Consider the following 23,979-nt stretch of genomic DNA (forward strand, 5'->3'; position numbering starts at 1 on the left):
GGCAAGCCTTTTTCACCCCTTCCGCGCCCAATTGACGGGCCGCAGGCGTCAGCGCACCTGCGATACTAACGCATTCGTTAAAAGTAAAATAATAAGATTTCGTAGTTAATAACGCAACTTTTTGCGAGTTGCGTTATTGAACTTTTGTTCACGCTAGACGACGCTATTCCATGACTTCGACAGGCGCATGGCGCAGTTGATCAGCCCCACCATCGAATAAGTCTGCGGGAAATTACCCCACATCTCGCCGGTGACCGGGTGCGTATCTTCCGATAGCAGCCCCAGGTGGTTGCGCGCCGCCAGCATGGCTTCGAATACCTCGCGTGCTTCCTTGGTGCGTCCGATCCGCGCCAGCGCATCGATGCGCCAGAAGGTACAGATATTGAAGGCCGTCTCGGGCACGCCGAAGTCATCCGGCGCTTCATAGCGCCGCATATAGGGGCCATCGCACAGGGATTTTTCCAGCGCGTCGACGGTGGCGACGAAGCGCGGATCCTTGGGGTCGATAAAATTGATCTCGGCCATCAGCAGCACGCTGGCGTCGAGGTCGCGTCCGCCCAGGCTCTCGGCGAAGGCCTGGCGCTCTTCGCTCCAGGCTTCGGTCAGCAGGCGATTGCGAATCAGCTCGGCGCGTTCGGCCCAGTAGGCGGCGCGATCCGGCAGTTCCAGCTCTTCGGCGATCTTGGCCAGGCGGTCGCAGGCGGCCCAGTTCATCAGCACCGACGAGGTGTGCACGCGGGCCCGCGTGCGCAGTTCCCACATGCCGGCGTCCGGCTCGGCCCAGACCCGGAAAGCCTGCTCGCCCACCGCTTCGAGCTGGCGGAATTCGGCGTGGCCGGCGCGCCGGAACAGGCGATGATCGAAAAAGGCCTGGGCCGCGCCGAGCACGATATTGCCGTACACATCGTGCTGGAAGTGTTCCTGCGCCTGGTTGCCGATGCGTACCGGGCGGTGGTTGCGGTAGCCCGGCAAGTGGTCGACGATCGACTCCGGCAGTTGCTCCTCGAGCCCGATGCCGTACAGCGGCTGGATATGCCCGCCCTTGGCGCGCGCCACCACATTGCTCAGCCAGCGCAGGTAGTCTTCCATGGTGCCGACCTCGGACAGGCTGTTCAGGGCCCGGATCACGAAGAAGGCGTCGCGCAGCCAGCAGAAGCGGTAATCCCAGTTGCGCTCGCTGCCGGGCGCTTCCGGGATGCTGGTGGTCATGGCGGCGATGATGGCGCCGGTGTCTTCGTACAGCGACAGTTTCAGGGTGATGGCGGCCCGGATCACGACGTCCTGCCATTCGAGCGGCAGCGCCAGGCGGCGCGACCAGGTACGCCAGTAGGCGATGGTTTCCTTCTCGAAGCGGTGGGCGGTGTCCTGGATGCCGTCGGCCAGGGTCTCGTCCGGCCCCAGCATGAAGTTCATCGGCCGGTCGAGCAGGAAGAACGATTCGGCCAGCACATAGCTGAGCGAGGTATCGGTATTCAGGCGCAGGGTCTGGTCCGGGCCGACGTAGCGGATATGGTGGCTGCCCTGGGTCACCTCGGGCACCTTGGCGCCGTAGTCGAAACGCGGCCGCAGCTTGACCCGCACGCGCACGCCGGCGCCCAGCGGTTTCACGCGGCGCACCAGCATCAGCGGGCGGAACATGCGGTCGCGGCTCAGGAAGCGCGGTGCGAAATCGGTGATCTCGATGCCGTTGCCGGCGCCGTCGTACAGGCGCGTGCGCAGCACCGCCGTGTTCGGCTCGTAGACCTGCTCGCTGCGCGCGACATCCTCGAGCTCGATGCTCCACAGGCCGCCGTTCTCGCTCGGGTCGAGCAAGGCGTTAAAGACCGGATCGCCGTCGAAGCGCGGCAGGCAGCACCACACCATCCGGCCCATGCGGTCGATCATGGCGCTGAAGGCGCAATTGCCGACCACGCCGCAATCGAGGGAGCCCGGCGCTTCGTGCACTGCGGTCGAACCCGGGTGTTGGGAAACATCGTTCATGCTGGATCCTTTCCAATGGTTGACGTGACGGCCGCCCGCGCAAGCAGCTCGCGCACGGCCTGGCTCGACGCGATGCGGCTGCTGGCCACGGTCGAGCCGGGACCGACCTTGAGGCCGATCCCGCCGACGCGTTCTACATGATCAAAACCGGCCTCGTCGGTGGTATCGTCGCCGATGAACAAGGGTCGAAAGCCGATGAATGGCGCCTCGGTGAGAAAATCGCGGATCGCCGTACCCTTGCTCACGCCCGCGGCCTTGATCTCGACGATCATCTTGCCCTCCATGAGCAGCAAGCCCAGGCTGGTGCGCACGGCGGCTTCCATGGCCTCGACACACAGCGCCTGCAGTTCCGGCGCCTGCCGGTAGTGCAGGGCCAGCGCGCCATGCTTTTCCTCGACCCACAGGCCGGGGTGGCGCGCGGCCAGGGCGTGGGCCTGGGTGCGCACCTCCGTGAAATCAGGCGCAGGCAACTGGCGCAGCACGCCATCGGCCCCGCGCCGCTCCATGCCGTGCACGCCGGCGGCCGGCAGCACCAGCGGCGCCAGCATCCGGTCGAGCTCGGCGATCGGACGGCCGGACACGATGGCCAGCCGCCCCGCCAGGCGCCCCTGCAGCGCGCCGAGCGCGGCCAGCAGTTCGGGCGTGACCACGACCTCGTCGGGCCGCGGCGCGATGTCCACCAGCGTGCCGTCGAAATCGAGGAACAGCGCGCAATCGGGAGTGTCCAGCAGCGCCAGCGCCGCCTGTTCGTCTTGTGTCGTCATGCATCCCCCTTTCGTACCCGGTTCTGGCTCAGTGTATTGATGCGCGAGCGCACCCGCTCGCGCTGGCGCAGGCGGGCCGCGTCCTGCAGCATGCGGCCGGCCCAGCGATAGACATTGAAGTCGCGCACCCGCAGGCGCATGCTGCGCATCCGCTCGCGCTGTTCGTCGGCCGGCATGCGCAGCGCGCGGTACAGGGCTTCGGCGCCTTCTTCGATATGGTAAGGGTTGACGATCAGCGCCTCGTGCAGCTCGCGCGCGGCGCCGGTGAACTGGCTCAGGATCAGCACACCCTGCTCGTCGTCGCGCGCGGCGATGAATTCCTTGGCCACCAGGTTCATGCCGTCGTGCAGGCTGGTCACGCTGCACACCTCGGAAGCGCGGAAGTATTCGCGCAACTGGGCCTGTTCGTGGTGCTCGGTCTTGAGGATGATGGGCAGGTAGCTCCCGTTGGAAAAGCGCTGGTTGACGCGCTGGGCCAGCGCCCGCACCCGTGCCTCGAAATTCTGGTATTCGTCGAGCGAGGAGCGGGTCGGCGCCGCGATCTGCACGAAGGTGAACTTGCCGATCATGTCGGGATGCAGTTCGAGCATGCGCTCGACCGCCTGGAAGCGCTCGACGATGCCCTTGGTGTAATCGAGGCGGTCGACGCCGATGCCCAGCAACTGGTCGGGCGGCAGCGCCAGCGACTGGCGGATCCGGGCGCGGCAGGCCGCCACATCGCACTCGCCCGGCACCGGCTCGGGCCAGGCGATCGAGATCGGATACGGTTTCACCTGGGTCAGCTCGTTGCCGTAGCTGACGGTCGAGGCCTCGTTCTCGATGCGGGTCTCGAGATAGCGGTCCACCGTATCGAGGAAGTTCTTGCGGTGGAACGGCGTATGGAAGCCCAGGATGGTGCTGCCCAACATGCCGTCGAGGATCTCTTCGCGCCACGGGCAGATGCCGAACGACTCCGGATTGGGCCAGGGGATATGCCAGAAGGTGATGATGGTCGCTTTCGGCAGCACCGCGCGCACCATGCGCGGCAGCAGGGCGAAGTGGTAATCCTGGACCAGCACCACCGGGTTGTCGGAACGCGCTTCCTGCACCACGGCGTCGGCGAAGCGCTGGTTGACCCGGACGTATTCGGCCCAGTCCGATGAACGGAACACCGGCCGCACGTGGGCGATATGGCACAGCGGCCACAGGCCTTCGTTGGCAAAGCCGTAGTAATAGCCCTGCTCTTCTTCTTTCGACAGCCAGACCCGGCGCAGGGTATAGCTCGGATGCTCGGGCGGCACCGGCACGTGGTCGCTGGCGTCGACCGTGGCGCGGTCGGCCGAGCCGGCGCCGTGCGCGATCCAGGTGCCGGAACAGGCGCGCATCACGGCTTCGACCGCGGTCACCAGGCCGCTGGCCGGGCGCTGCACCTTGACGCCATCGGGCGTGTTCACGTGGATGTACGGTTCGCGGTTCGAGACCACCAGGATCTCGTCGCCCGCCAGGTCCTGGTTGAGCAGGGTCTTGAGGGTGTCGGCGCCCCAGGTCTGCGACTCGACGCCGCTGCCCTGCAGCTCGCGGTTGTACTCGTTGAGCAGGGCGCGCAGCTCGCTGGCCAGCGGCGCGATCTCGGGCGGCATCGGGCCCGGCGCACGCGGCGACAGTTCGCCGCGCAGCATCTCGCGCACGCCATTGAGCCAGCCATGCCAGCTCAGGTGCGCGATCAGCACCGTGATCAGGGAGATGGCGCCGGCCAGTACCACGAACAGGCCGACGATGTATTTCTTGGTGTCTTCGCTGCGGCGCTCGATGAAGCTCATGTCCTGCACCAGCACCAGGCGGCCGGCGACGACGCCATCCTGGCTCAGCTCGCGGCTCGAGACGTGCACCGGGCCGCGCGGCAGGCGCACCACGGGATTGGCATCCTCGCCATCGGCGCCCTGGCGGCAGCCGAGCGAGGCCGGGTAGGTATCGGTCTGGTACAGCAGCGTTCCGGCGGGATTGCAGAAGGCGAGCGCATACAGGCGCTCGTCCTGGATCGCGCGGCTGAACGCGTCATTGATGCGCGCGGAATCGTCGTCCGCGAGGTAGTTGAGCAGCGGCTGTTGAAGCGTGCTCGACACCAGCTGGGAACGCGTATCGAGATCCCGTACGAACCAGCGCACGGTGAGACTTTCCATCCATGGAATCGCGAAGTAGCCGAACAGCGCCAGCACCAGGGCCAGCGGGACGATGAAACGCATGGATAGTTGTGCCGATCTGAACTGCATGAAGCTCCTTCAGGATGGGACGACGTCGCCGACCCACCGAGTATAGCTATTTGCAAATTATCACGTCGCAACGTTGCGCACTGCAACATGCTACTGTCCAGACCGGCAAGTGCCCGCGCCGGCTTATCCCGGCACGCGCTGCAGCACGAATTCGGCGCGCGGCTTGGCGTGGCGCTCGAGGCGGTAGGTCAAGGTCTTGCCGTCTTCGCTGAGGCTCACGGTCCATATATTGGTCTCTGCACCGGGGACCAGGTCGGCGGTGTATTTATCGGCCAGGAAGGCCTGGGAACGCGCGCTGCCGCCCTCCTTGGCCATGCCGCCATACATCGTCACCTTGTCTGGCGTGCCGTCGGCGTGGCGGTGATCGTGGCGCAGTTCCAGCCCGGCCTGCGGGCGGGTGAAGATCCAGGTACGCGAACGGTCTTCGCCGACCTGCACCGGCATGCGGATCTCGGTCGGGCTGCAATTGACCTGGGTCGAGATTTTCTTGCCCACGAATTCATTGTTCGGGTCGGCCGCATACGACTGCGCGCCTTCGAAGCGCTGGCCGCACATGCCCTGCAGGGTGGCCATGAACTGGTCGCGCGAGTCGACAGGCGTTGGGGTGGCGGCGCAGCCGGCGACCAGGGTCGCGATGGCGAGGACGGGAAGAATGGCGTTCATTGGATTCCAGGTTGTTATTGGACGAATGGCAAGACTAGCATGCTGGCCCGACAGGAATCGCATTTGCTTGCTTGAATAAGTCGCTTGCCAAGCCCCGAAGGGGCACGGAAGATAAGCCATTCCTTTCCCATCCGCGCTCCAATGGCCCGCCAACAACCTTCATCTGCAACGAAGATTCTCTTCGTCGGCAACAGCTTCACCTACGGCGATCCCGCAGGCGCCGCGCCGCTGGTCCAGGACTTCCGCCCGCACACGGTCAGCGACCTCAATGGCACCGGTCTCGGTGGCGTACCGGCGCTGTTCAAGGCGATGACCGACGCCGTCGGCCTGCGTTACGACGTGAGCCTGGAAACCGAAGGCGGCAAGGGCCTCGATTTTCACCACGACACCCGGCATGCGACCATCGTCAAACCGTGGGACATCGTACTATTGCAAGGCTATAGCACGCTCGATGAAGACGATCCCGGCAATCCCGCCAAGCTGATCCGGTTCAGCGGATTGCTGGCCCAGGCCCTGCACCGGCAGAATCCGGCGGTCGATGTGCGCCTGACGGCGACCTGGTCGCGCGCCGACCAGACCTGGCTCGCCGGCGGCGCCTGGCATGGGGAGCAGATCGACCGAATGGCGCTGGATGTGCGCCATGCCTGCGACGCGGCGGCCGCCGCCTCGCACCCGATCACCGGGGTGATACCGGTTGGCCAGGCGTGGAACCGCGCGATCGCGCTCGGCGTGGCGTGCACCAATCCCTATCGGGCGCTCGCGCCGGGAGAGGTCAACCTGTGGGCGCCGGATGCCTATCACGGCAGCGTGCACGGCTACTACCTCGAGGCGGCGACCATCTTCGGCCAGGTCACGGGACGCGATCCGCGCCTGCTCGGCGCCTTCGATCCCATCGCGCGCGAACTGGGCATCGAGGCGCGCATGGCGGGAGCCCTGCAGGCGATCGCGGCGGCCCAGCTGGCCGTGGAAGACACACCGGAGCAGGTGCGTCGCGCCGCATGATGCTCACGCCGCCCGCAACGACAAACGCCACCGTGAGGTGGCGTTTATCGTTGGCACGGCACATCGATTAGCCGAAGATGAAATACAAAATAACGAGCACGATAGCAGGAATACCCAGCAGCCAACCCAAGAAATATTTACCCATGATGAACTCCCTTTGAATGCTTGTTGATGATGACTTCATCATGCCGCGCACGAACGGTACGGTCGGTTAGCTACACCACACCTGAGAGAAATTGATCCTCTGCTTGTTTCAACAGCGCAAGGCGCGCACGGCATGGAACGCGGTGCGCCAGCTATTTTCATGCAGGGCTATACTGAATCATCACTTGTCGCCATGCAGAGTTTCTGGCTCAACGTCGTTCGGGCCGGCGCTGCAGGCGATCACCATCACACCATTTTTACAGGGGGTACTATGCCAACAACCTGGACCATCGCAGCCAATGCGGGCCGTGCGCGCATTTTTTCCGACGCCGAAAAAGGGCAAGCATTGCAAGAGGTGGACAACCTGGTCAATCCCGCCGCCCAGCAGCGCGTGCTGGACACCGTCACCGACAAGATGAGCCCGCGCTCGGCTCACAATAGCGGCCACAATATCGGCGGCGGCCAGGGCGGTGGATTTGAACATGCGGCCCCGGCCGGCGCACCAGGCAACGATTACCAGCCCGCCGTCACGCCATCCGAACACGAGGCGCAAAAATTTGCCAAGGATATTTCGGGCTATCTGCTGCAGGCGCACCAGGCCGGCCGTTTCCAGCATCTGGTCGTGGCGGCCTCCCCCGAGTTCCTCGGCGTGCTGCGCGATAAGATCGATCCGCAGATCAAGGCGCTGATCAAGCTTGAGGTCAACAAGGACTATACGCATTCGAACGGCCAGGAATTACGCGCGCAGCTTGACGCGCACCAGGAAAAATCGGCGTAATCAGGCGCTTTGTTCGCTCCAGGCCCGCCCTTACCGGCGGGCCTTTTTTTCAGCACCATTCAGACCTGGACCATGCCGCCATCGACGAACAGCTCGATGCCGTTGATATAGCTGGCGGCGCTCGAGGCCAGGAAGGTCACGGCCTTGCCGATTTCTTCCGGCTCGCCCAGGCGACCCATCGGCACTTGCGCGGCCAGGTGGTCGAACAGCCCCTGGCGGTTGGCATCGTCGACCAGGCCGCCCAGTCCCGGCGTACGGATCGGGCCGGGGCTGATGACATTGACGCGGATGGCGCGCTCTTTCAGGTCCATGGCCCACGACCGGGCGAAGTTGCGCACCGCCGCCTTGCTGGCGCTGTAGACACTGAAACCGGCCGTGCCCTGGACCGAGGTGGTCGATGCGGTCAGGATGATCGAACCGCCGTCGACCAGCAGCGGCAAGGCCTTTTGCACGGTGAACAGCAGGCCGCGCACATTGGTGCCGAAGATGCGGTCGACGTGTTCTTCGGTGATGGCGCCGAGCGGCAGCATGTCGCCGCCGCCGGCATTGGCGAACAGGATGTCGATGCGGCCCGTATCGCGTGCGATCTGCGCATACACGGTATCCAGATCGGCCAGGCTGGCCGCATCGGCGCGAATGCCGATTGCCGCCGGGCCGATGGCGGCGACCGCCGCGTCGAGCTCGGCCTGGCGCCGGCCGGTGATGTAGACGCGCGCGCCCTGGGCCGCGAATTCCTGCGCCGTCGCCAGGCCGATGCCGGTGGTGCCGCCGGTGATGAGGGCGATCTTGCCGTTCAGTTGGGTGGTCATGGTAAGTCCTTTCAGTGGTGGGGGTTCGAGTCTTGCCTGTCGGGTAGCGAAGGCATGAATGCACTGTAGTCCCCATCCGTTTATTGATAAATCCTGAAAGATGAAATACATTATTTACGTACAGAGATAATAATCGCGCCTTTAAATACCGCCATGGACCAACTACTTGCCTTGCGCGCCTTTGGCCGTGTCGTCGAGGCCGGGAGCTTTACCCGCGCCGCCGATTCGCTGAATATGCCGAACGCCACCTTGAGCAAGCTGGTGCGCGAACTGGAAACCCACCTGGACGCGCGGCTGCTGCAGCGCACGACGCGCCGCGTCACGGTCACGCCCGAGGGCCGCGAGTACTACGAGAAGACGGCGCGCATCCTGTCCGACCTCGAAGAAATCGACACGGCCTTCGATATCGCGCGGACCAAGCCGCGCGGTCAGCTGCGTGTGGACATCGGCTCGTCGACCGCCAGCGACGTCCTGCTGCCGGCGCTGCCCGAATTCCTGGCGCGCTATCCCGATATCCGGATCGAACTGGGCGTCTCGGACCGGGCCGCGGACCTGATTGCCGACAACGTCGACTGCGTGATCCGCGGCGGCCAGCTGGGCGATTCCTCGCTGGTGGCGCGCGGCCTCGGCCACGCCACGATGGTGACCTGCGCGGCGCCGGCCTATTTGCGGCAGTTCGGCACGCCTGCCTATCCGGACGAACTGAAAAACGGTCACCGCCTGGTCAGCTATGTGCTCACCACCAATGGCCGCGCCCTGCCGTTCAGGTTCGCGCGCGGTGGCGAGAGCATGGAAATCAAGGTCGAACACCGCATCGGCATCAATGAAAGCAACGCCCACCTTGCCGCCGCCGTGGCCGGACTTGGCATTGTCCAGACCCTCGGCTATTGCGCCGGCAAGCATCTGCGCGACGGCACGCTGGTCGAGATCCTCGCCGACTGGCGCCCACCCGGCTTTCCCTTCCACGTGGTCTATCCGCAAAACCGCCACCTGACGCATCGGCTGCGCGTGTTCATCGACTGGCTGGCGGAATGCTTTCCGCAGCGTGTACGTGGATAAGTTGCCGCCCGGGATGCGCTGCGCTACGCTTGCCGCATGCACATCAACGAACAACCGACCCATACGCTGGACCTGCGCGTACGCGAACTGCAGCAACTGTTCAACTCGCTCGACCCCGCGCCTTTCCTGAACAAGGATCTGGACCACGCCTGCGAAGCGTATATCGAGAACTGGGCGCTGTCGCTGCCGCCCGCCAGCCGCCTGCACCTCAACATCCAGGTCGAGCAATTGCCGCCAGTCGGACAGGCGAGCGACATCGTCGCCGACGCGATCCATAACTACTACGGCTACAAGGTGGAACTGGTGCGCGGCGAACTGACGCAGCTGCTGCGCCAGGGCCGCACCAGCCTGGTGATCGGCCTGGCCTTCGTGGTCAGCTGCCTGCTGCTGGCGGCGGCCATCGAGACCTTTTCCAGTGGCCACTTCGCCAGGATCGCGCGCGAAAGCCTGACCATCATCGGCTGGGTGGCGATGTGGCGGCCGGCGCAGATCTTCCTGTACGACTGGTGGCCGCTGACCGGGCGCATCAAGGTGTTCGAGAACCTGCGCTTTGCGCGCGTGACCGTGGTGCAGGACTGAGTCAGGCGTCCTTGCCCGGCGCCGCCAGCGAAAAAATGGCGCGCAAGTCGTCCGCCCCCAGGCCAGGGGCCAGCTCGCTCTCGCCTTCGTCCGACAGCACCGCATTGGCCAGTTCACCTTTACGCCGTTGCATCTCCTGGATTTTTTCTTCCAGCGTGCCGCGCGCGATCAGCTTGTAGACGAATACCGGCTGCTGCTGGCCGATGCGCCAGGCGCGGTCAGTGGCCTGGTTTTCGCTGGCCGGGTTCCACCAGGGGTCGTAGTGGATCACGGTATCGGCCGCGGTCAGGTTCAGCCCCACCCCGCCGGCCTTCAGGCTGATCAGGAACACGCCGACCTGGCCCTGCTGGAAGGCGGCGACCGGCGCGGCGCGGTCGAGCGTGCTGCCGGTGAGTTCGACGAAGTCGATGTCGCGGTCGCGCAGGGCGGCGCCGATCAGGGCCAGCATGCTGGTGAACTGCGAGAACACCAGCACCTTGCGGCCTTCGCTCATCAAGGTGTCGAGCAGGTCCAGCAGTGTCTCGAGCTTGGCCGAGCCGGTCGCGTTGGCCGGCTCGACCAGGCGCGGATCGCAGCACACCTGGCGCAGCTTGAGCAAGGCCTCGAGGATCACGATATGACTGCGCGCCAGGCCCTTGCGGTCGATCTCGGCGCGCACCTTGCGGTCCATCGCCACCCGCACCGTTTCATACAGGTCGCGCTGCGCGCCGCCGAGCTCGACCGGCAGCATGATCTCGGTCTTGGGCGGCAGTTCGGTGGCCACCTTGTCCTTGGTCCGGCGCAGCATGAAAGGGCGAACGCGGCGCACCAGCAAGTCCTTGCGCAGTGCATCGTTCTCCTGCTCGATCGGCCTGCGGTACTGCGCCTTGAAGGTTTTTTCGTCGCCCAGCAGGCCCGGCATCAGGAAGTTGAACTGCGACCAGAGTTCGCCCAGGTGATTCTGGACCGGCGTGCCGGTCAGGCACAGGCGATGGCGGACCTCGAGCAGGCGCGCGGTCTGGGAAGCCTTGGTGCGGCTGTTCTTGATGTACTGCGCTTCGTCCAGGATCAGCAGGTGGTAGCGGTGCCGGCGCAGCGCGTCTTCGTCGCGGCCCAGCAAGGCATAGGTGGTCAGGACCAGGTCGGCATGAGGAATGGCGTCGAACTGCGCCGCGCGCTCCTTGCCATGCAGGAGCAGCACCCGCAGGCCCGGCGCGAAGCGCGCGGCTTCGGCCTGCCAGTTGGGCATCAGGCTGGTCGGCGCCACCACCAGCGCCGGGGCGTCGAGGCGGCCGGCTTCTTTCTCGAGCAGGATGTGGGCCAGGGTCTGGACCGTCTTGCCGAGCCCCATGTCGTCGGCCAGGATGCCGCCGAAGCCGTATTCGCGCAGGAACTGCAGCCAGGCCAGGCCGCCGAGCTGGTACGGCCGCAGCGCGGCCTGCAGGCCGGCCGGCGGCGCGACCTGCGCGATGCCGCCGAAGGTATCGAGCTTGCGGCCCAAGGCGCGCAGGCGCTCGCCGCCCAGCCAGCGCAGCCGGGCGGCGCGCTCCAGTTCGGCCAGGCGCGCCGCGTCCATCACCGGCAGGCGCACACCATCGCCCAGGCGCTCGCCGAAGTATAGCTCGCCCAAGGTGGCCAGGATCGGCTTGACCCGGCCCCACGGCAAGGCGACGCGCTCGAAGTTCGTCAGTTCGACCAGCAGATCGTCGTCGTCGGCACGCGCGGCCAGCGCGGCCGCGTCGAATGTGCGCGGTGCGGCGCGCACCATCTGTACCAGCAGCGGCAACAGTGCATGACGCTCGCCGTCGACGACAATGCCCAGTTCGAGCGAGAACCAGGCATTGCCACCCTCGCCTTCTTCATCGAGTTCGGCGTACCAGTCGTCGACCTCGGCCAGGTCGAAGCGGTAATCGCCTTCCATCTCGATCTGCCAGCCGGCCGCGCGCAGGCGCGGGATGTCGCGCCGCGCGAACACGACCCAGGCGGCTTCGTCGGCCAGGGTCAGCACGCCCGGCAAGTCGTTCAGGGGCGAGCCAGGCGGCGGCGTATGGAAGCCCAGTCCGGCCAGGACCGCGCCAGCGGCGGTTTCGGCGGCCTGGTCGCGTTCGATGAGGTGGACCACGCCGTCCTGCACGGAGCGCAGCACCGGTTCGTCGACATCCAGGGTGGACTGGCCGGCATACTCGAAATACAGCAGGGCGTGGTCGTGCCATTCATGGTCGCGGCGCCAGCCGGCTTCCATGCTGTCGAGCAGCAGGCACGGCGTCGGGGCGATGTCGTCGCGGCGCCGGGTGGCGATGGCCTGCGGCGGGGGCACCAGGTGCTCCAGGCCCAGCTCGGCCAGGCGCGCGGCCAGGCCGGCGCGCTGCTCGGGCTGCAGGCGTGGCGCCTGGGCGACCAGTTTGACGAGCGTGGCCGGCGGCAGCGCCGCCAGCGACGCTGGCAGCGTCAGCTCTCCCAGCATGTAGTCATCGATGTACAGGGGCGGCGCGGTCGGCAGGACTACCAGGGAAACGCCATCCTGGGACAACCAGTCGAGCCGGATGGCGTCGTCATCGACAAAGGAGCGCCAGCCGAGCGTGGCCGCGCGCTGCGGGCCGGGACGCAGGTAGACCAGCTTGCCACGCCGCAGGTCGTCGTCGGACCATGCCAGCAGCAGCCTTTCATCGGCGCACAGGCGGATCAGCAGGCGTGCGGCGAATGGTCCCGATGCCTCGGCATCGCTCGCCACCAGGCCGCCCGCCTGCAGCGCCGCGAATTGCCGCAGCAGTTCTTCGTCGCCGGGGTCGCGTGCTGCCGGCAGCGCGCGCAGCAAGGCGTGCACATCGTGGATCGGCGTGGTGCCGCTGATGTCGCCATTCCTGCGCAGGCGCGCGCGGCGCAGATGCAGGCGCGGCGCGCCGCCGGCCGCATCGGGCGCCAGCACCCAGGCCAGCTTGAAGGAGACGCCTTCGGTGACGGCGGCGGTTAGCGGCGGCGCCTGGGACAACGACGCGATTTGCTGCAGCCAGGTTTCGGCACGCGCCGCGATGGCCGCCGGCGATTGCGCCATCTCGTGGCGATGCCGTTCGAGGTCGGCCAGCAGCACCGCCACCACGTGCTTGCAGTTGTAGCTCATCGGACAGCTGCAACTGCCCTGGAAGGCGATGCCGCCGCGATCGGTACTGAAACGGATGGTCTGGCGGTACAGCTCGCCGCCACTGCCGCCGACTTCGCCGAGGAGCTTGTCGCCGTCGCGGCGCGCCGTCCTCACCTTGCCCCGGCGCGCGTAATCTTCTCCGCGCTGCAGGGTGCCGGCGTCGAAACGGCTGGTCAGGTCGGCATAGTCGAAGTACATGGGCGGCGCGGCGTGGCGGTCAAACCGCCATTATCGCCGACGCCGCCCAGCGCGCGGCTTAGTTGCTGACAACCTTGATCTGCTCGACGTCGAGCTTCGATTCGCCGAACATCTCCTTGTCGAACTCGCCGGTCAGCTCGACCAGGGTGTTGTGGTCGACCGTCACGCCCTGCGGGAAACGGTCAGAATCGATCTCGACCATGATCTTGCCGCTGGCATCGGTGAACTCGTAGTCTTCGTCGCCCTTGTGGCTGGTCAGCTTGCCTTTCAGGCGCACGTACTGGTCGTCCTTGCCCTTGGCCAGCAAGTCCTTGGCCGTCATCAAGGGCGCGCCCGATGGACCGGTATAACCCGATGGTGCGGGCTTGGCGGCCGGCGCCACGGTCGTGGTGGCGCCATTCTGTGCGACGGCGACGGCCGAACCGGCGAGCAGTGCGGCGATGCAGGAGAATTGATAAAAGCGTTTCATGGTCGGTCCTCGGTAGTGGTCTGTCGGAATTGCCTGCACTCGCTGGCAGGCACAGACGCATTACAACGGTCGGACATTAAACCGATCTTAAGAAGTCTTCAGGCGGCAAATCCAGCGTCACACCCAGGCCACGGCCGTCGATCCCCGGCCCGAACGCGAGCGCGATGCCGTGCAGGTCGGCGATGCGCTGGACGATCGACAGTCCCAGTCCGCTGCCCTGCTGTCCCTGCCCCAGCACGCGGAAGAAGCGCTCGGTCAGGCGCCGGCGGCTGTCGGCATCGACGCCGGGACCGTCGTCGCGCACCGCGATACGCACGCCGCCCGCGTGCGGCACGGCCTCGAGCTCGATCCGGCTGCCGTCCGGGCAGTAGCGCAGCGCATTGTCGACCAGGTTGCGCAGCACGATCTCGAGCATCTGCGGATCGGCCTGCACCTCGTTCACCTCGCAGCGCGGCGCCAGCGCGATGCCGCGCGCGGCCGCCTCTTGCGCATGCATGGCGGCCACGCGCTCGAACAGGGGCGCGAGCGGCACCGGCTGGCGCACCAGCTGTTCGCGCGCCAACGGGTCCAGGCGCGCCAGGGTCAACAGGCTGTCGACCAGCGCCGTCAGGCGCGCGATGTCCTGGCGCAGCTTGTGGAAGGGCGACGCCAGCGCGGGATGCTGGCGCTGCAGCAGCTGCACGTGCATGTGCAGGCCCGCCAGCGGCGTGCGCAGCTCGTGGGCGGCGTCGGCGGTGAAGCGGCGCTCGGCCTGCAGGGCCGCGTCGAGCCGTCCCAGCACACCGTTCAGGGCCTGCACGATCGGCAGCACTTCGCGCGCCTGGCCGGCGGTGTCGACCAGCGTCAGGTCGCTCGGGGTCTTGGCCGCGATGCTGGCGGCGGTCCGGCGCAGCGGTTTCAACACGCGCCCGGTCAGGATCCAGCACGCCAGCGCCAGCAGCAGCAAGAAGCCCAGCACGGGCAGCCACAGCGACTCGGCCAGTTCCTCGAGAATATCGAAGCGCTTCTCGACCTGCTGGCCGACCTGCACCTCGAAGTTGCGCGCTTCGTCGCGCACCACGAACACGCGCCAGCGCTCGCCGCCGGCCAGCGCCTCGGCGAAACCGTGGTCGTCGTCGAAGTTGGACACATACGGCCGGGTCGGCGCGTCGCCGGTACGCCCGATCACGCGGCCGTCGACCACGATCTGGTATTGCATGTCGACCTTGCGGCCATGCGCGCCGTTCGCCCCGCCCTGCGGCAGCAGGCCGCGTTCGTTCCAGTCGGTGGTGGCGGCCATGATCATATAGCCCGATTCCTCGAGCGCGTCGTCGAACACCTCGTTGGTTTCCTGCCAGGCGATCACGGTGACGATGCCCAGGCTGGCCAGCCACAATACGGTGCTGGCGGCCACGATCGCGGCCAGCAGGCGGCGCCGCAGCGACCATGGCGCATCCCCGGCCTTATTCGCCATCGTTCTTGAGCCGGTAGCCCAGGCCGCGCACGGTGACGATGCTGTCGCCGCCGAACTTCTTGCGCAGGTTGTGGATATACACCTCGATCGCATTGCTTTCCACCTCGTCGCCCCAGCCGTACAGGGTTTCCTCGATCTGGGCCCGGGTCACGATCGCGTTCTTGCGCAGCAGCAGCGCGTACAGCACATTGTATTCGCGCGCGGTCAGCGCGACCGCCTGCCCGGCCAGGCTCGCGCCCTTGGTATCGAGGTTCAGTACGATGTCGCCATGCGCCAGCACATTGCTGACCTGGTTGGCGCCGCGCCGCACCGCGGCCCGGATGCGGGCCGACATCTCTTCGAGCTCGAACGGCTTGACCAGGTAGTCGTCGGCGCCCAGGTCGAGGCCCTCGACCCGGTCGGCCAAGGCATTGAAGGCGGTGATCAAAATCACCGGCACGCCATTGCCGGCCTGGCGCAACTGCGCCAGCAGCGCATCGCCCGACAGCCCGGGCAGGCCGCGGTCGAGCAGGACGCAGTCGTAATGGTGGGTCAGCAGCGCAGTCTGCGCCGAGTCGCCGCGCTGGACCCAGTCCACCGCGTGCTCGTCCAGGCGCAGCCAGGCCTGGATGGTTTCGCCAAGGGAGATATCGTCTTCGACCAACAGGATGCGCATGCGGTAGTCCGGCAACAGGGGAACGCCAGTATGGCGTAAACGACCCGCCGCCGAGCATGCCGCGCCAAGGTGAAGCGAATCTTAAGCCTTCTTGAGCGAACCCGGTTTATGGGCCGCCTCGGCCCCGGTCTTGTCGCTGGCCACCAGGTATTCCGGATTGTCCTTCGACGCCGCCACGTGGTGGCCCTTGATGTCGGTGGGCGCGGTCAGCTTCTTCTTGACCTTGCCCTTGACCGTGCCTTGCGAGGACTTCCATGCCACCTTGTCGCCCGCCTTGAACGTGCCTGTCATGTTCGACTCCTGCTCGCTGGATGAGGAGCCGATTGCACCATACTTCAGGCAGCCGGCGCGCCCGCCTCAGAAGGTGTGCATGATGCCGACCGCCGCGCCATTGGCGTCGGCCACGGCGCGCTCGCGGTACACATCGGCATACAGGCCGGTGCGCGGCGACAGGTGGTGGATCGCGCCGACACCCAGCTTGTCGTGGCCGAGCAGGAAGTTGCGGCCGTAGCCGGTGCGCCAGGTGACGGCGCCGACCCGGTAGTTGGCCGCGACCATCGCCACCTTTTCGGCCGCGCCGATGCGCGGCAGGTGGCGCGCGCTGGACGCCATCAGGCGCAGCTTGCCGGTTTCCCAGGACACCGAAACGACGCCGATACGGTCGTCGTTCGCATTGCGCTCGAGCGCGAGGTGCCCCAGCACGCCGCCCTGCGCATAGTTGAACGATACCCCGGCCGGACGGCGCACATCGAGCGGGTCGCGCTCGGCCTCGGCCGCCGCATGCACGTGCCAGCCGCCGACGGTCGGGCTGGTGTAGAACACGGCGTTCTCGAAGCGCGAGAAATTCGCGTAGCCGTTCTCGAGGTCGCGCACGCCGTCGCTGGTATAGCTGCCGGTCTGGTAGGCGAACATCGAGGCGTTCTCGCCGCTGTTGATCCACGGGTCGTATTTCCAGATCTCCCACCACAGCGGGGTCATGGCCCGGCCCAGGCGCACGCTGCCCAGCGCCTCGCTGCGCAGGCCCAGCGTGGTTTCGCCCTGCATCAGGTTGTTCGGCCGCTCCTGGCTGCCGTCGTCGAGGTTGAAACGCATCTCGGCCACGAAGGTCGCCTCCAGGCCGCCATCCAGGCGTTCGCTGCCGCGCCAGCCCAGCCAGTTGTTAAAGCCGCGCCCGACTCCCATCGGACTGCCGCTACGCTTCTTGATGCCGATGTCGAGGCTGCCATACATCTGCACCTGGCTTTGCGCCAGCGCGGGCGCCGCACAGAACGTTGCACTAGCAAGTGCTGCCAAAAAATAGTTGTAGTAGTGATGTTTTGTTACCAATGCCAAACCGACCCTCCTGGTTGCTACGGCCGTTGCCGTAAGTACATGATTTTTATCAATTAATAGGTAGAATTACCGCGTCCAGCCATGGCGGCGGGACGCTCGACCCACCCCTCTACCTGGACCTCCGATGCAAACTGTCTCTCCGCTCGTCACCAACGATGCCGTCGTGCTCGGCATGCTGGCCGTCATCCTCGGCGCCGTGTTCTGGACCTCTTCCCAAAAAACCGGCGCCTGGAGCAGGTTCTATACCTATGTGCCGGCGCTGCTGCTGTGCTACCTCATTCCGGCGCTGCTCAACACCGCCGGCATCATCGACGGCAATGCCTCGGCCCTGTATCCGATGGCGCGCGACTACCTGCTGCCAACCGCGCTGGTGCTGCTGTGCGTGGCGATCGACTTCGGCGCCGTGCTGCGCCTCGGTCCCAAGGCCATCGTCATGTTCCTCACTGGCACCGTGGGAGTGATGCTGGGCGCCATCGTGTCCTTCGTCGCGATGGACTTCATCCATCCCGAGACCGTGGCCGGCGACACCTGGCGCGGCATGACCACCATCACCGGCGCCTGGATCGGCGGCGGCGCCAACCAGGCCGCGATGAAGGAAGTGTTCGAGGTCGATGCGACCCTGTTCGGCCAGTTCGTCGCGGTCGACGTGCTGGTCGCCAGCCTGTGGATGGCGGTGCTGCTGTTCCTGGCCGGCCGGGCCCAGGCCTTCGACCGCTGGACCGGCGCCGATGTTTCGGCCATCACCGCGCTCAAGGACAGCATCGAGCATTACAAGGCCGAGCACGCGCGCATCCCCACGCTCACCGACGTCATGGTGGTGCTGGCCGTGGGCCTGGGTGCGACCGGCCTGTCGCATGCGCTGACCGGCCCCACCGTGGCCTGGATCTCGAGCCTGCCGGCCGAATGGCGGCTGCAGGACTACAGCCTGACGTCCAGCTTCTTCTGGATCGTGGTGTATGCCACCACCATCGGCCTGGTGCTGAGCTTTACGCGGGCCCGCAAGCTCGAAGGCGCTGGCGCCTCGACCATCGGCTCGGCCATGCTGTACATCCTGGTGGCCACCATCGGCATGCACATGGACCTGAACGCCCTGCTCGACCGCCCATGGTTGTTCCTGCTGGGCCTGATCTGGATGGCGGTGCACGGCGGCCTGATGCTGCTGGTGGCCAAGCTGATCCGGGCGCCGCTGTTCTTCATGGCGGTCGGCTCGCAAGCCAATATCGGCGGCGCGGCGTCGGCGCCGGTGGTGGCCAGCGCCTTCCATCCGGCGCTGGCCCCGGTAGGGGTGCTGCTGGCGGTGATCGGCTACGCGCTCGGCACCTACTGCGCCTATATCACCGGCCTCGTGCTGCGCGCACTGGCGACGTAACACGTCCGCGCGCCCCGTCCTGGGGCGCGCTTTTCCATCCTTATTTCTCGACCATCTGGCGCATGCGGCGGCGCAGTTCGCGTTCGCGCTTTTCGTGCGCCGTCCAGTCCTCGCCCACGGCGCGCCACAGCGACACCATCATCAGCACGATCACCACCGTGAACGGCAGGGCGAACACGATGGTCGCCGTCTGCACTGCCTTCAGGCCGCCGGCCAGCAACAGGCTGATCGCGATGCCGGCCACCAGGGCGCCCCACATCAGCTTGGACTTGTTGGACGGGTCGGGATTGCCGCCGCTGCTCATCATGCCCAGCACCAGCACCGCCGAGTCGCCCGAGGTGACGAAGAAGATCAGCACCAGCACGGTGGCCACGGCCGACATGATGGTCCCGAACGGCAGCGCATCGAACAGCGCGAACAGCGCGGTCGAGGTGTCGGCGCGCACCGCGTCCGAGATCGGGATGTGCTGCCAGATCTCCATGTGCAGCGCGGTGCCGCCGAAGATCGAGAACCAGACGAAGGCGGCCAGCGACGGCGCCAGCATGGTGCCGACGATGAATTCGCGGATCGTGCGCCCGCGCGAGACGCGCGCGATGAACAGGCCGACGAATGGCGACCACGAGATCCACCAGGCCCAGTAGAAGATGGTCCAGGCGCCGACCCAGGTGCTGTCGCGAAATGGCGTGGCGCGCAGGCTCATGCGCACGAACTCGGTCGCGTAGTTGCCCAGGGTGCTGGTGAAGGTATCGATGATGGCGACCGTCGGGCCGACCAGGAACACCACCAGCGCCAGCAGTCCGGCCATGATCATGTTCACGTTCGACAGCAGCTTGACGCCGCGCCCCACGCCGCTGATCGCCGAGGCCAGGAACATGGCGGTGGCGACCAGGATGATGCCGATCTGGGCTGGATCGCTGACCTGCAGTCCGAACACCTTGTTCAGGCCACTATTGATCTGCAGCGCGCCGACGCCCAGCGAACCGGCCACGCCGAACGCCGTGGCCACCACCGCCAGTCCGTTGAACAGGCCCGACATGCGCGCAAAGCCCTTCCAGGGCAGCGCGCTGATGCTGCTGCTGACCAGGGCGCTGCCGCCCCTGCGGTACTGGAAGAAGGCGATCGCCAGCGCCACCGCGCTGTACACGGCCCACGGGTGCACGCCCCAGTGGAAGAACGTAAAGCGCATCGCCACGCCGGCCGCCTCTGGCGTGGCCGAGACGGTGCCGGGCGGCGCATCCATATAGTGCGAGATCGGCTCGGCCACGCCGAAGAACACCAGGCCGATGCCCATGCCGGCCGCGAACAGCATCGAGAACCAGCTGCCGATCGAGAACTCGGGCTCGTCGTCGTCGTCGCCCAGCTTGAGGTCGCCGTAGCGGCTGAAGGCCAGCACCACGGCAAACACGACCATCCCCAGCACGATCCACAGATACAGCCAGCCGAAGTTGCGGGTGATCGAAGCGAGGGCGGTATCGAACACCGACCCCATGGTGGCGGGCGACATCACGCCCCATAGAACGATGGCAAGGATGAAACCTGCCGAGAGCACTGTCTGCATGTCTTCTCCGTGACAACTAAGACGCGTAGACGTCGTTGTGATTCAAGTAATAGATCATTTTAAGTGATTTAATTAGATATTGCAGCGCAGCAGGAATTCCTGCGTGTTTACATCAATCTTAATCCTTTTGCATGACCCGCTATTTTCGCTAGACGGCGTCATTACAATCGGCAATAGTGGAGCTCCTCTTTTGTGACCCGTACGCCATGTCCGCCGCCCCTGCCGCAGCACCTCTCTCTTCCACCTCCATCACCGGTACGGCGCAGGACGATCTGATCGAACTGAGCTTCTTTACGCTCGACGGCGCCACCACCATCGTCGATGCCGGCGCCGGCAACGACCGCATCGACATCAATCTGTTCGGCCGCTCCAAGGCCACGGCCATGATCACTGGCGGCGCCGGCAGCGATGTCTATGTGTTGCGCCGCGCCAGCGACCCGGCGGCCGGCGTCCAGGTGGCGATCACCGATTTCACCACTGGCGCTGGCGGCGACCAGATCGACATCCGCTACCTGAATGACTTCGGCTACACCGGCAATCCCTTCGCCAGCGGCCAGTTGCGCCTGCTCGCTTCCGGTGCCGACACCCTGCTGCAGCGGCTCGACGCCGGCGCCTACCTGAATGTCGCCACCTTGCGCGGCGTGCAAGCAGACCAGCTCACGGGCGCCAACTTCGTCGACGGCTACGATCCGCGCGGCAGCACCAAGGGCATGACCCTGACCGGCAGCGCCGGCAATGACCGGCTGGTCGGCGGCGCTCTCGACGACACCCTGGCCGGCCTTGGCGGCAACGACCAGCTGGTCGGTGGCGCCGGCGACGACGTGCTCGAGGGCGGCGACGGCGACGACCTGCTCGAAGGCGGCGACGGCAACGACATCCTGCGCGGCGGCCGCGGCCAGGACGAGCTGCGCAGCGTGTCGTATGGCAGCAACCTGCTCGATGGCGGAGACGACAACGACCGCCTGTTCGGCGGCAACGGCAGCGACACCCTGCTCGGTGGCGCCGGCGACGACACATTCTTCATTCACAGCAACAACCATGCGGCGCGCACCGTGACGCTCGATGGCGGCAGCGGCAACGACACCCTGCGCTTGGACGTGACGCCGCCGACCGTCGCGCTGCGCGCCACGGGCGGCGCCGGCGCCGACCTGTACCAGTTCCACGCCATTGGCATCAACCTGACGATCACCGATCTCGGCGCCGGCGACCGGCTCGACTTCACGGCCCTGCTGCCGAGCGACCTGACTGGCAACGCCTTCGGCCCGGCCGGCTACCTGAACGCCTACCAGTCGGGCGCCGACGTGCACCTGACCATCGACCGCGACGGCGCGGCCGGCAGCGCGCACGCGCCGATGATGGCGGCGGTACTGGCCAATATGCCGCTGGCCGCGCTGAGCGGCGCGCACTTCGTCAACGGCTACAACCCGAATGGCAGCAGCCAGGGGGCCACCCTGGTGGGCAGCGCCGGCGACGACGTGCTGGTGGGCGATACGCTGGACGACGTCATCGAGGGCCTGGGCGGCAATGACCGGATCGAAGGGCGCGCCGGCAACGACACCCTGCGCGGCGGCGACGGCAACGACACGCTGCTGGGGGGCACCGGCAACGACCTGCTGCAGGGCGGCTTCGGCAACGACAGGCTCGATGGCGGCGAAGGCGACGACACGCTCGACGGCGGCGACGGCGACGACGAGCTGCGCGATTCGCATGGCAATAATGTCCTGCGCGGCGGCGCCGGCAAGGATTACCTGTATGACGACGGCGCCTGGTTCGGTGGTACGGGATCGCTGCTCGACGGCGGCGCCGGCGACGACAGCCTCCATGTCGCCGGCAGCGCGGTGCGGCGCGTGCTGGGCGGCAGCGGCAACGACCAGATCCACGTCACGGCCGGCGTCGATCCGGTCGGCGCGCCGCTGCTCGAGATCGACGCCGGCGACGGCAACGACAGCCTGTGGTTCTCGAACCAGCGGGCGCCGCGCGCCATCTCGGTCACGGGTGGCGCGGGCAGCGACCGTTACGGCTTCGCGCAATACACCGAAGCGGGCGCGCTGGTGACGATCCGCGATTTCCAGACCGGCGCCAAGGGCGATGTGCTGGATCTGTTCTCGTTCTTCGCCCCGACCGACCTCAATCCGTTCGGCAGCGGCCACGCGCGCCTGGTGCAGGACGGGAGCCGGGTGCTGCTGCAGATCGACCGCGATGGCGCGGCTGGCCCCGGCGCCTATACCACCCAGGTGGTGCTCGACAACACGACGCTTGCCGCCTTCACCTCGGACAACTTCAACGAAGGCAGCCACCCGGACGGCTCGTCGCGTGGCCAGACCATCGACGGCGGTCCCGGCGCCGAGCGGATCACCGGCGGCCGGCTCGACGACCTGCTGCGCGGCGGCGCCGGCAACGATACCCTCGACGGCGGCCTGGGCAACGACGTACTCGAAGGCGGCGCAGGCAATGACTTCCTGTACGATTATTCCGGCAATAACATCCTGCGCGGCGGCGATGGCGACGACCAGCTGGTGGCCGCCGACACCGGCATTGCGCGCCTGTATGGCGACGCCGGCAACGACTACCTGACGGCTACCGGCGGCGATGTCCTGCTCGATGGCGGCGACGGCAATGACCGCCTCGACGTCCACAGCAGCCGCAGCCAGCCCGCCAGCGGCACGGTGCAGGTGCGCGGCGGCGCCGGCGACGACTTGATCGCGGTCCACCTGGGCGGCGGCGCGGTGCAGGTCACGGCCGAGGGCGGCGCGGGCCGCGACACTTACCAGGCCTTGATGTTTTCCACCTTCGGCGCGTACACCATCACCGACTTCGCAGCTGGCGCCGGCGGCGATATGCTCGACGTGCTGCCGCTGCTGCAGGCCAACGGCCGCAATCCGTTCGCGGCCGACGGCAACCTGCGCCTGGTCCAGCGCGGCGCCGACACCATCCTGCAGGGCCGCCTGAACAGCGAAGCGGGCGACGCCAACGCCTACCGCGACATCCTGACCTTCAAGGATGTCTTGCGCAGCGCGCTCACCCTCGATAACTTCAGCGGCCGCGTCGATCCAAACGGCTCGACGATGCCGCTCGACCTGGCCGGTACCGGCGGCAACGACGTGCTGCTCGGCAGCTGGCTGGACGACCGCCTGCTTGGCGGCGCCGGCGACGATGTGCTGGTGGGCGATGCCGGCGACGACCAGTTGTCTGGTGGCGCCGGTCTCGACACGGCACGCTATTTCCGCCTGCGCGAGGAATATGCGGTCAGCCAGGGCGCCGCGGCCGGCAAGTGGGTGGTGCAGGACGACGCCGCAGCCTACGGCGGCACCGACCAGCTCGATGGCGTCGAACGCCTGGCGTTCGCCGATGGTGGCATCGCCCTCGACATCGACGGCGTCGCGGCCCAGGCCTACCGCCTGTACCGCGCCGCCTTCGACCGCACGCCCGATGAAGGCGGCCTCGGCTACTGGATCGCTGCTTTCGACCGCGGCATGACGCTGCATGGCGTCGCCGAATGGTTCATCGCTTCCAGCGAATTTCGCGACATCTACGGCCCGGCGCCAAACAACGCCGCCATCGTCACCCTGCTCTACAACCATATCCTGGACCGGGCGCCGGAACAGGGCGGCTTCGACTTCTGGGTCGACGTGCTCGATTCGCAGCGCGCCGACCTGGCCACCGTGCTGGCGGCGTTCAGCGAGAGCGCCGAAAACGTCGACGCGGTGGCGCCGCTGATCGGCCAGGGCATCGCCTACCAGCCGTGGGGCGGCTGAAAGCGTCCAGGCGACGCGTTGTTGTCACGGACACACACAATTCGC

General features: G+C 66.6%; 18 protein-coding genes. 6 read left to right on the forward strand and 12 right to left on the reverse strand.

Annotated features, from left to right (window positions below):
- Positions 1-153 precede the first annotated feature (153 nt).
- The 4 genes from GNT67_RS00370 to GNT67_RS00385 form a co-directional block, all read right to left on the reverse strand.
- Entirely contained in the window at positions 154-1,980 is a 1,827-nt protein-coding gene (locus GNT67_RS00370) for a glycoside hydrolase family 15 protein (protein WP_159627528.1), read from the reverse strand.
- The gene (gene otsB / locus GNT67_RS00375; RefSeq protein WP_159627530.1) at positions 1,977-2,744 is read right to left on the reverse strand and encodes a trehalose-phosphatase; all 768 of its coding nucleotides are present in this window, start codon (positions 2,742-2,744) and stop codon (positions 1,977-1,979) included. Before otsB ends, GNT67_RS00370 begins: the two co-directional genes overlap by 4 nt.
- A complete protein-coding gene (locus GNT67_RS00380; RefSeq protein WP_159627532.1) occupies positions 2,741-4,993 on the reverse strand; it encodes an alpha,alpha-trehalose-phosphate synthase (UDP-forming) in 2,253 nt (750 codons plus the stop codon). Before GNT67_RS00380 ends, otsB begins: the two co-directional genes overlap by 4 nt.
- A gap of 123 nt (positions 4,994-5,116) precedes the next feature.
- Positions 5,117-5,656: a hypothetical protein gene (locus GNT67_RS00385; RefSeq protein ID WP_159627534.1), complete on the reverse strand. Its 540-nt coding sequence runs from the start codon at positions 5,654-5,656 to the stop codon at positions 5,117-5,119.
- Between the two features lie 141 nt (positions 5,657-5,797).
- On the opposite strand from GNT67_RS00385, the gene GNT67_RS00390 reads away from it, so the two are divergent.
- A complete protein-coding gene (locus GNT67_RS00390) occupies positions 5,798-6,658 on the forward strand; it encodes a PEP-CTERM sorting domain-containing protein (RefSeq protein WP_159627536.1) in 861 nt (286 codons plus the stop codon).
- A gap of 337 nt (positions 6,659-6,995) precedes the next feature.
- Positions 6,996-7,580, forward strand: coding sequence for a host attachment protein (locus GNT67_RS00395; RefSeq protein WP_229407864.1), 585 nt, complete (start codon positions 6,996-6,998; stop codon positions 7,578-7,580).
- Between the two features lie 59 nt (positions 7,581-7,639).
- Here GNT67_RS00395 and GNT67_RS00400 read toward each other — a convergent pair whose 3' ends face one another.
- Positions 7,640-8,389: an SDR family NAD(P)-dependent oxidoreductase gene (locus GNT67_RS00400; RefSeq protein ID WP_159627538.1), complete on the reverse strand. Its 750-nt coding sequence runs from the start codon at positions 8,387-8,389 to the stop codon at positions 7,640-7,642.
- Positions 8,390-8,542: 153 nt separating this feature from the next.
- On the opposite strand from GNT67_RS00400, the gene GNT67_RS00405 reads away from it, so the two are divergent.
- Both GNT67_RS00405 and GNT67_RS00410 read left to right on the forward strand, forming a co-directional pair.
- Positions 8,543-9,448, forward strand: a complete 906-nt coding sequence (locus GNT67_RS00405; protein ID WP_159627540.1) for a LysR family transcriptional regulator — start codon at positions 8,543-8,545, stop codon at positions 9,446-9,448.
- A 36-nt stretch (positions 9,449-9,484) separates the two neighbouring features.
- Entirely contained in the window at positions 9,485-10,027 is a 543-nt protein-coding gene (locus tag GNT67_RS00410; RefSeq protein WP_159627542.1) for a hypothetical protein, read from the forward strand.
- A 1-nt stretch (position 10,028) separates the two neighbouring features.
- Here the strand turns inward: GNT67_RS00410 and GNT67_RS00415 are convergent, their stop codons facing one another.
- The 6 genes from GNT67_RS00415 to GNT67_RS00440 form a co-directional block, all read right to left on the reverse strand.
- Positions 10,029-13,343 carry a DEAD/DEAH box helicase gene (locus GNT67_RS00415; protein WP_159627544.1) on the reverse strand — a complete coding sequence of 1,105 codons (3,315 nt, stop codon included), beginning with the start codon at positions 13,341-13,343 and terminating at the stop codon, positions 10,029-10,031.
- A 58-nt stretch (positions 13,344-13,401) separates the two neighbouring features.
- Positions 13,402-13,812, reverse strand: a complete 411-nt coding sequence (locus tag GNT67_RS00420) for a YgiW/YdeI family stress tolerance OB fold protein (protein WP_159627546.1) — start codon at positions 13,810-13,812, stop codon at positions 13,402-13,404.
- A 76-nt stretch (positions 13,813-13,888) separates the two neighbouring features.
- On the reverse strand, positions 13,889-15,265 hold the full coding sequence (locus tag GNT67_RS00425) for an ATP-binding protein (protein ID WP_159627548.1): 1,377 nt from the start codon (positions 15,263-15,265) through the stop codon (positions 13,889-13,891).
- Entirely contained in the window at positions 15,255-15,920 is a 666-nt protein-coding gene (locus tag GNT67_RS00430) for a response regulator (RefSeq protein WP_159627550.1), read from the reverse strand. The genes GNT67_RS00425 and GNT67_RS00430 overlap by 11 nt, the downstream gene beginning before the upstream one ends.
- 81 nt (positions 15,921-16,001) lie before the next feature.
- Complete coding sequence (locus tag GNT67_RS00435; RefSeq protein ID WP_159627552.1) at positions 16,002-16,211, reverse strand: hypervirulence associated TUDOR domain-containing protein; 210 nt, start codon at positions 16,209-16,211, stop codon at positions 16,002-16,004.
- Positions 16,212-16,277: 66 nt separating this feature from the next.
- A complete protein-coding gene (locus tag GNT67_RS00440; RefSeq protein WP_159627554.1) occupies positions 16,278-17,252 on the reverse strand; it encodes a porin in 975 nt (324 codons plus the stop codon).
- A 124-nt stretch (positions 17,253-17,376) separates the two neighbouring features.
- Between GNT67_RS00440 and GNT67_RS00445 the strand changes: the two genes are divergently transcribed.
- Complete coding sequence (locus GNT67_RS00445) at positions 17,377-18,621, forward strand: DUF819 family protein (RefSeq protein ID WP_159627556.1); 1,245 nt, start codon at positions 17,377-17,379, stop codon at positions 18,619-18,621.
- Between the two features lie 40 nt (positions 18,622-18,661).
- Here GNT67_RS00445 and GNT67_RS00450 read toward each other — a convergent pair whose 3' ends face one another.
- Positions 18,662-20,179, reverse strand: coding sequence for a BCCT family transporter (locus GNT67_RS00450; protein ID WP_159627558.1), 1,518 nt, complete (start codon positions 20,177-20,179; stop codon positions 18,662-18,664).
- A 206-nt stretch (positions 20,180-20,385) separates the two neighbouring features.
- Between GNT67_RS00450 and GNT67_RS03035 the strand changes: the two genes are divergently transcribed.
- A complete protein-coding gene (locus GNT67_RS03035; protein ID WP_308637846.1) occupies positions 20,386-23,934 on the forward strand; it encodes a DUF4214 domain-containing protein in 3,549 nt (1,182 codons plus the stop codon).
- Positions 23,935-23,979 lie beyond the last annotated feature (45 nt).

It is taken from the genome of Massilia puerhi, assembly GCF_009861485.1.

Bases quoted from the DNA above. Each gene is read 5' to 3' on its own strand.
- GNT67_RS00370 (WP_159627528.1), bottom strand. From the start codon at position 1,980: ATGAACGATGTTTCCCAACACCCGGGTTCGACCGCAGTGCACGAAGCG.
- otsB (WP_159627530.1), bottom strand. From the start codon at position 2,744: ATGACGACACAAGACGAACAGGCGGCGCTGGCGCTGCTGGACACTCCC.
- GNT67_RS00380 (WP_159627532.1), bottom strand. From the start codon at position 4,993: ATGCAGTTCAGATCGGCACAACTATCCATGCGTTTCATCGTCCCGCTG.
- GNT67_RS00385 (WP_159627534.1), bottom strand. From the start codon at position 5,656: ATGAACGCCATTCTTCCCGTCCTCGCCATCGCGACCCTGGTCGCCGGC.
- GNT67_RS00390 (WP_159627536.1), top strand. From the start codon at position 5,798: ATGGCCCGCCAACAACCTTCATCTGCAACGAAGATTCTCTTCGTCGGC.
- GNT67_RS00395 (WP_229407864.1), top strand. From the start codon at position 6,996: ATGCAGAGTTTCTGGCTCAACGTCGTTCGGGCCGGCGCTGCAGGCGAT.
- GNT67_RS00400 (WP_159627538.1), bottom strand. From the start codon at position 8,389: ATGACCACCCAACTGAACGGCAAGATCGCCCTCATCACCGGCGGCACC.
- GNT67_RS00405 (WP_159627540.1), top strand. From the start codon at position 8,543: ATGGACCAACTACTTGCCTTGCGCGCCTTTGGCCGTGTCGTCGAGGCC.
- GNT67_RS00410 (WP_159627542.1), top strand. From the start codon at position 9,485: ATGCACATCAACGAACAACCGACCCATACGCTGGACCTGCGCGTACGC.
- GNT67_RS00415 (WP_159627544.1), bottom strand. From the start codon at position 13,343: ATGTACTTCGACTATGCCGACCTGACCAGCCGTTTCGACGCCGGCACC.
- GNT67_RS00420 (WP_159627546.1), bottom strand. From the start codon at position 13,812: ATGAAACGCTTTTATCAATTCTCCTGCATCGCCGCACTGCTCGCCGGT.
- GNT67_RS00425 (WP_159627548.1), bottom strand. From the start codon at position 15,265: ATGGCGAATAAGGCCGGGGATGCGCCATGGTCGCTGCGGCGCCGCCTG.
- GNT67_RS00430 (WP_159627550.1), bottom strand. From the start codon at position 15,920: ATGCGCATCCTGTTGGTCGAAGACGATATCTCCCTTGGCGAAACCATC.
- GNT67_RS00435 (WP_159627552.1), bottom strand. From the start codon at position 16,211: ATGACAGGCACGTTCAAGGCGGGCGACAAGGTGGCATGGAAGTCCTCG.
- GNT67_RS00445 (WP_159627556.1), top strand. From the start codon at position 17,377: ATGCAAACTGTCTCTCCGCTCGTCACCAACGATGCCGTCGTGCTCGGC.
- GNT67_RS00450 (WP_159627558.1), bottom strand. From the start codon at position 20,179: ATGCAGACAGTGCTCTCGGCAGGTTTCATCCTTGCCATCGTTCTATGG.
- GNT67_RS03035 (WP_308637846.1), top strand. From the start codon at position 20,386: ATGTCCGCCGCCCCTGCCGCAGCACCTCTCTCTTCCACCTCCATCACC.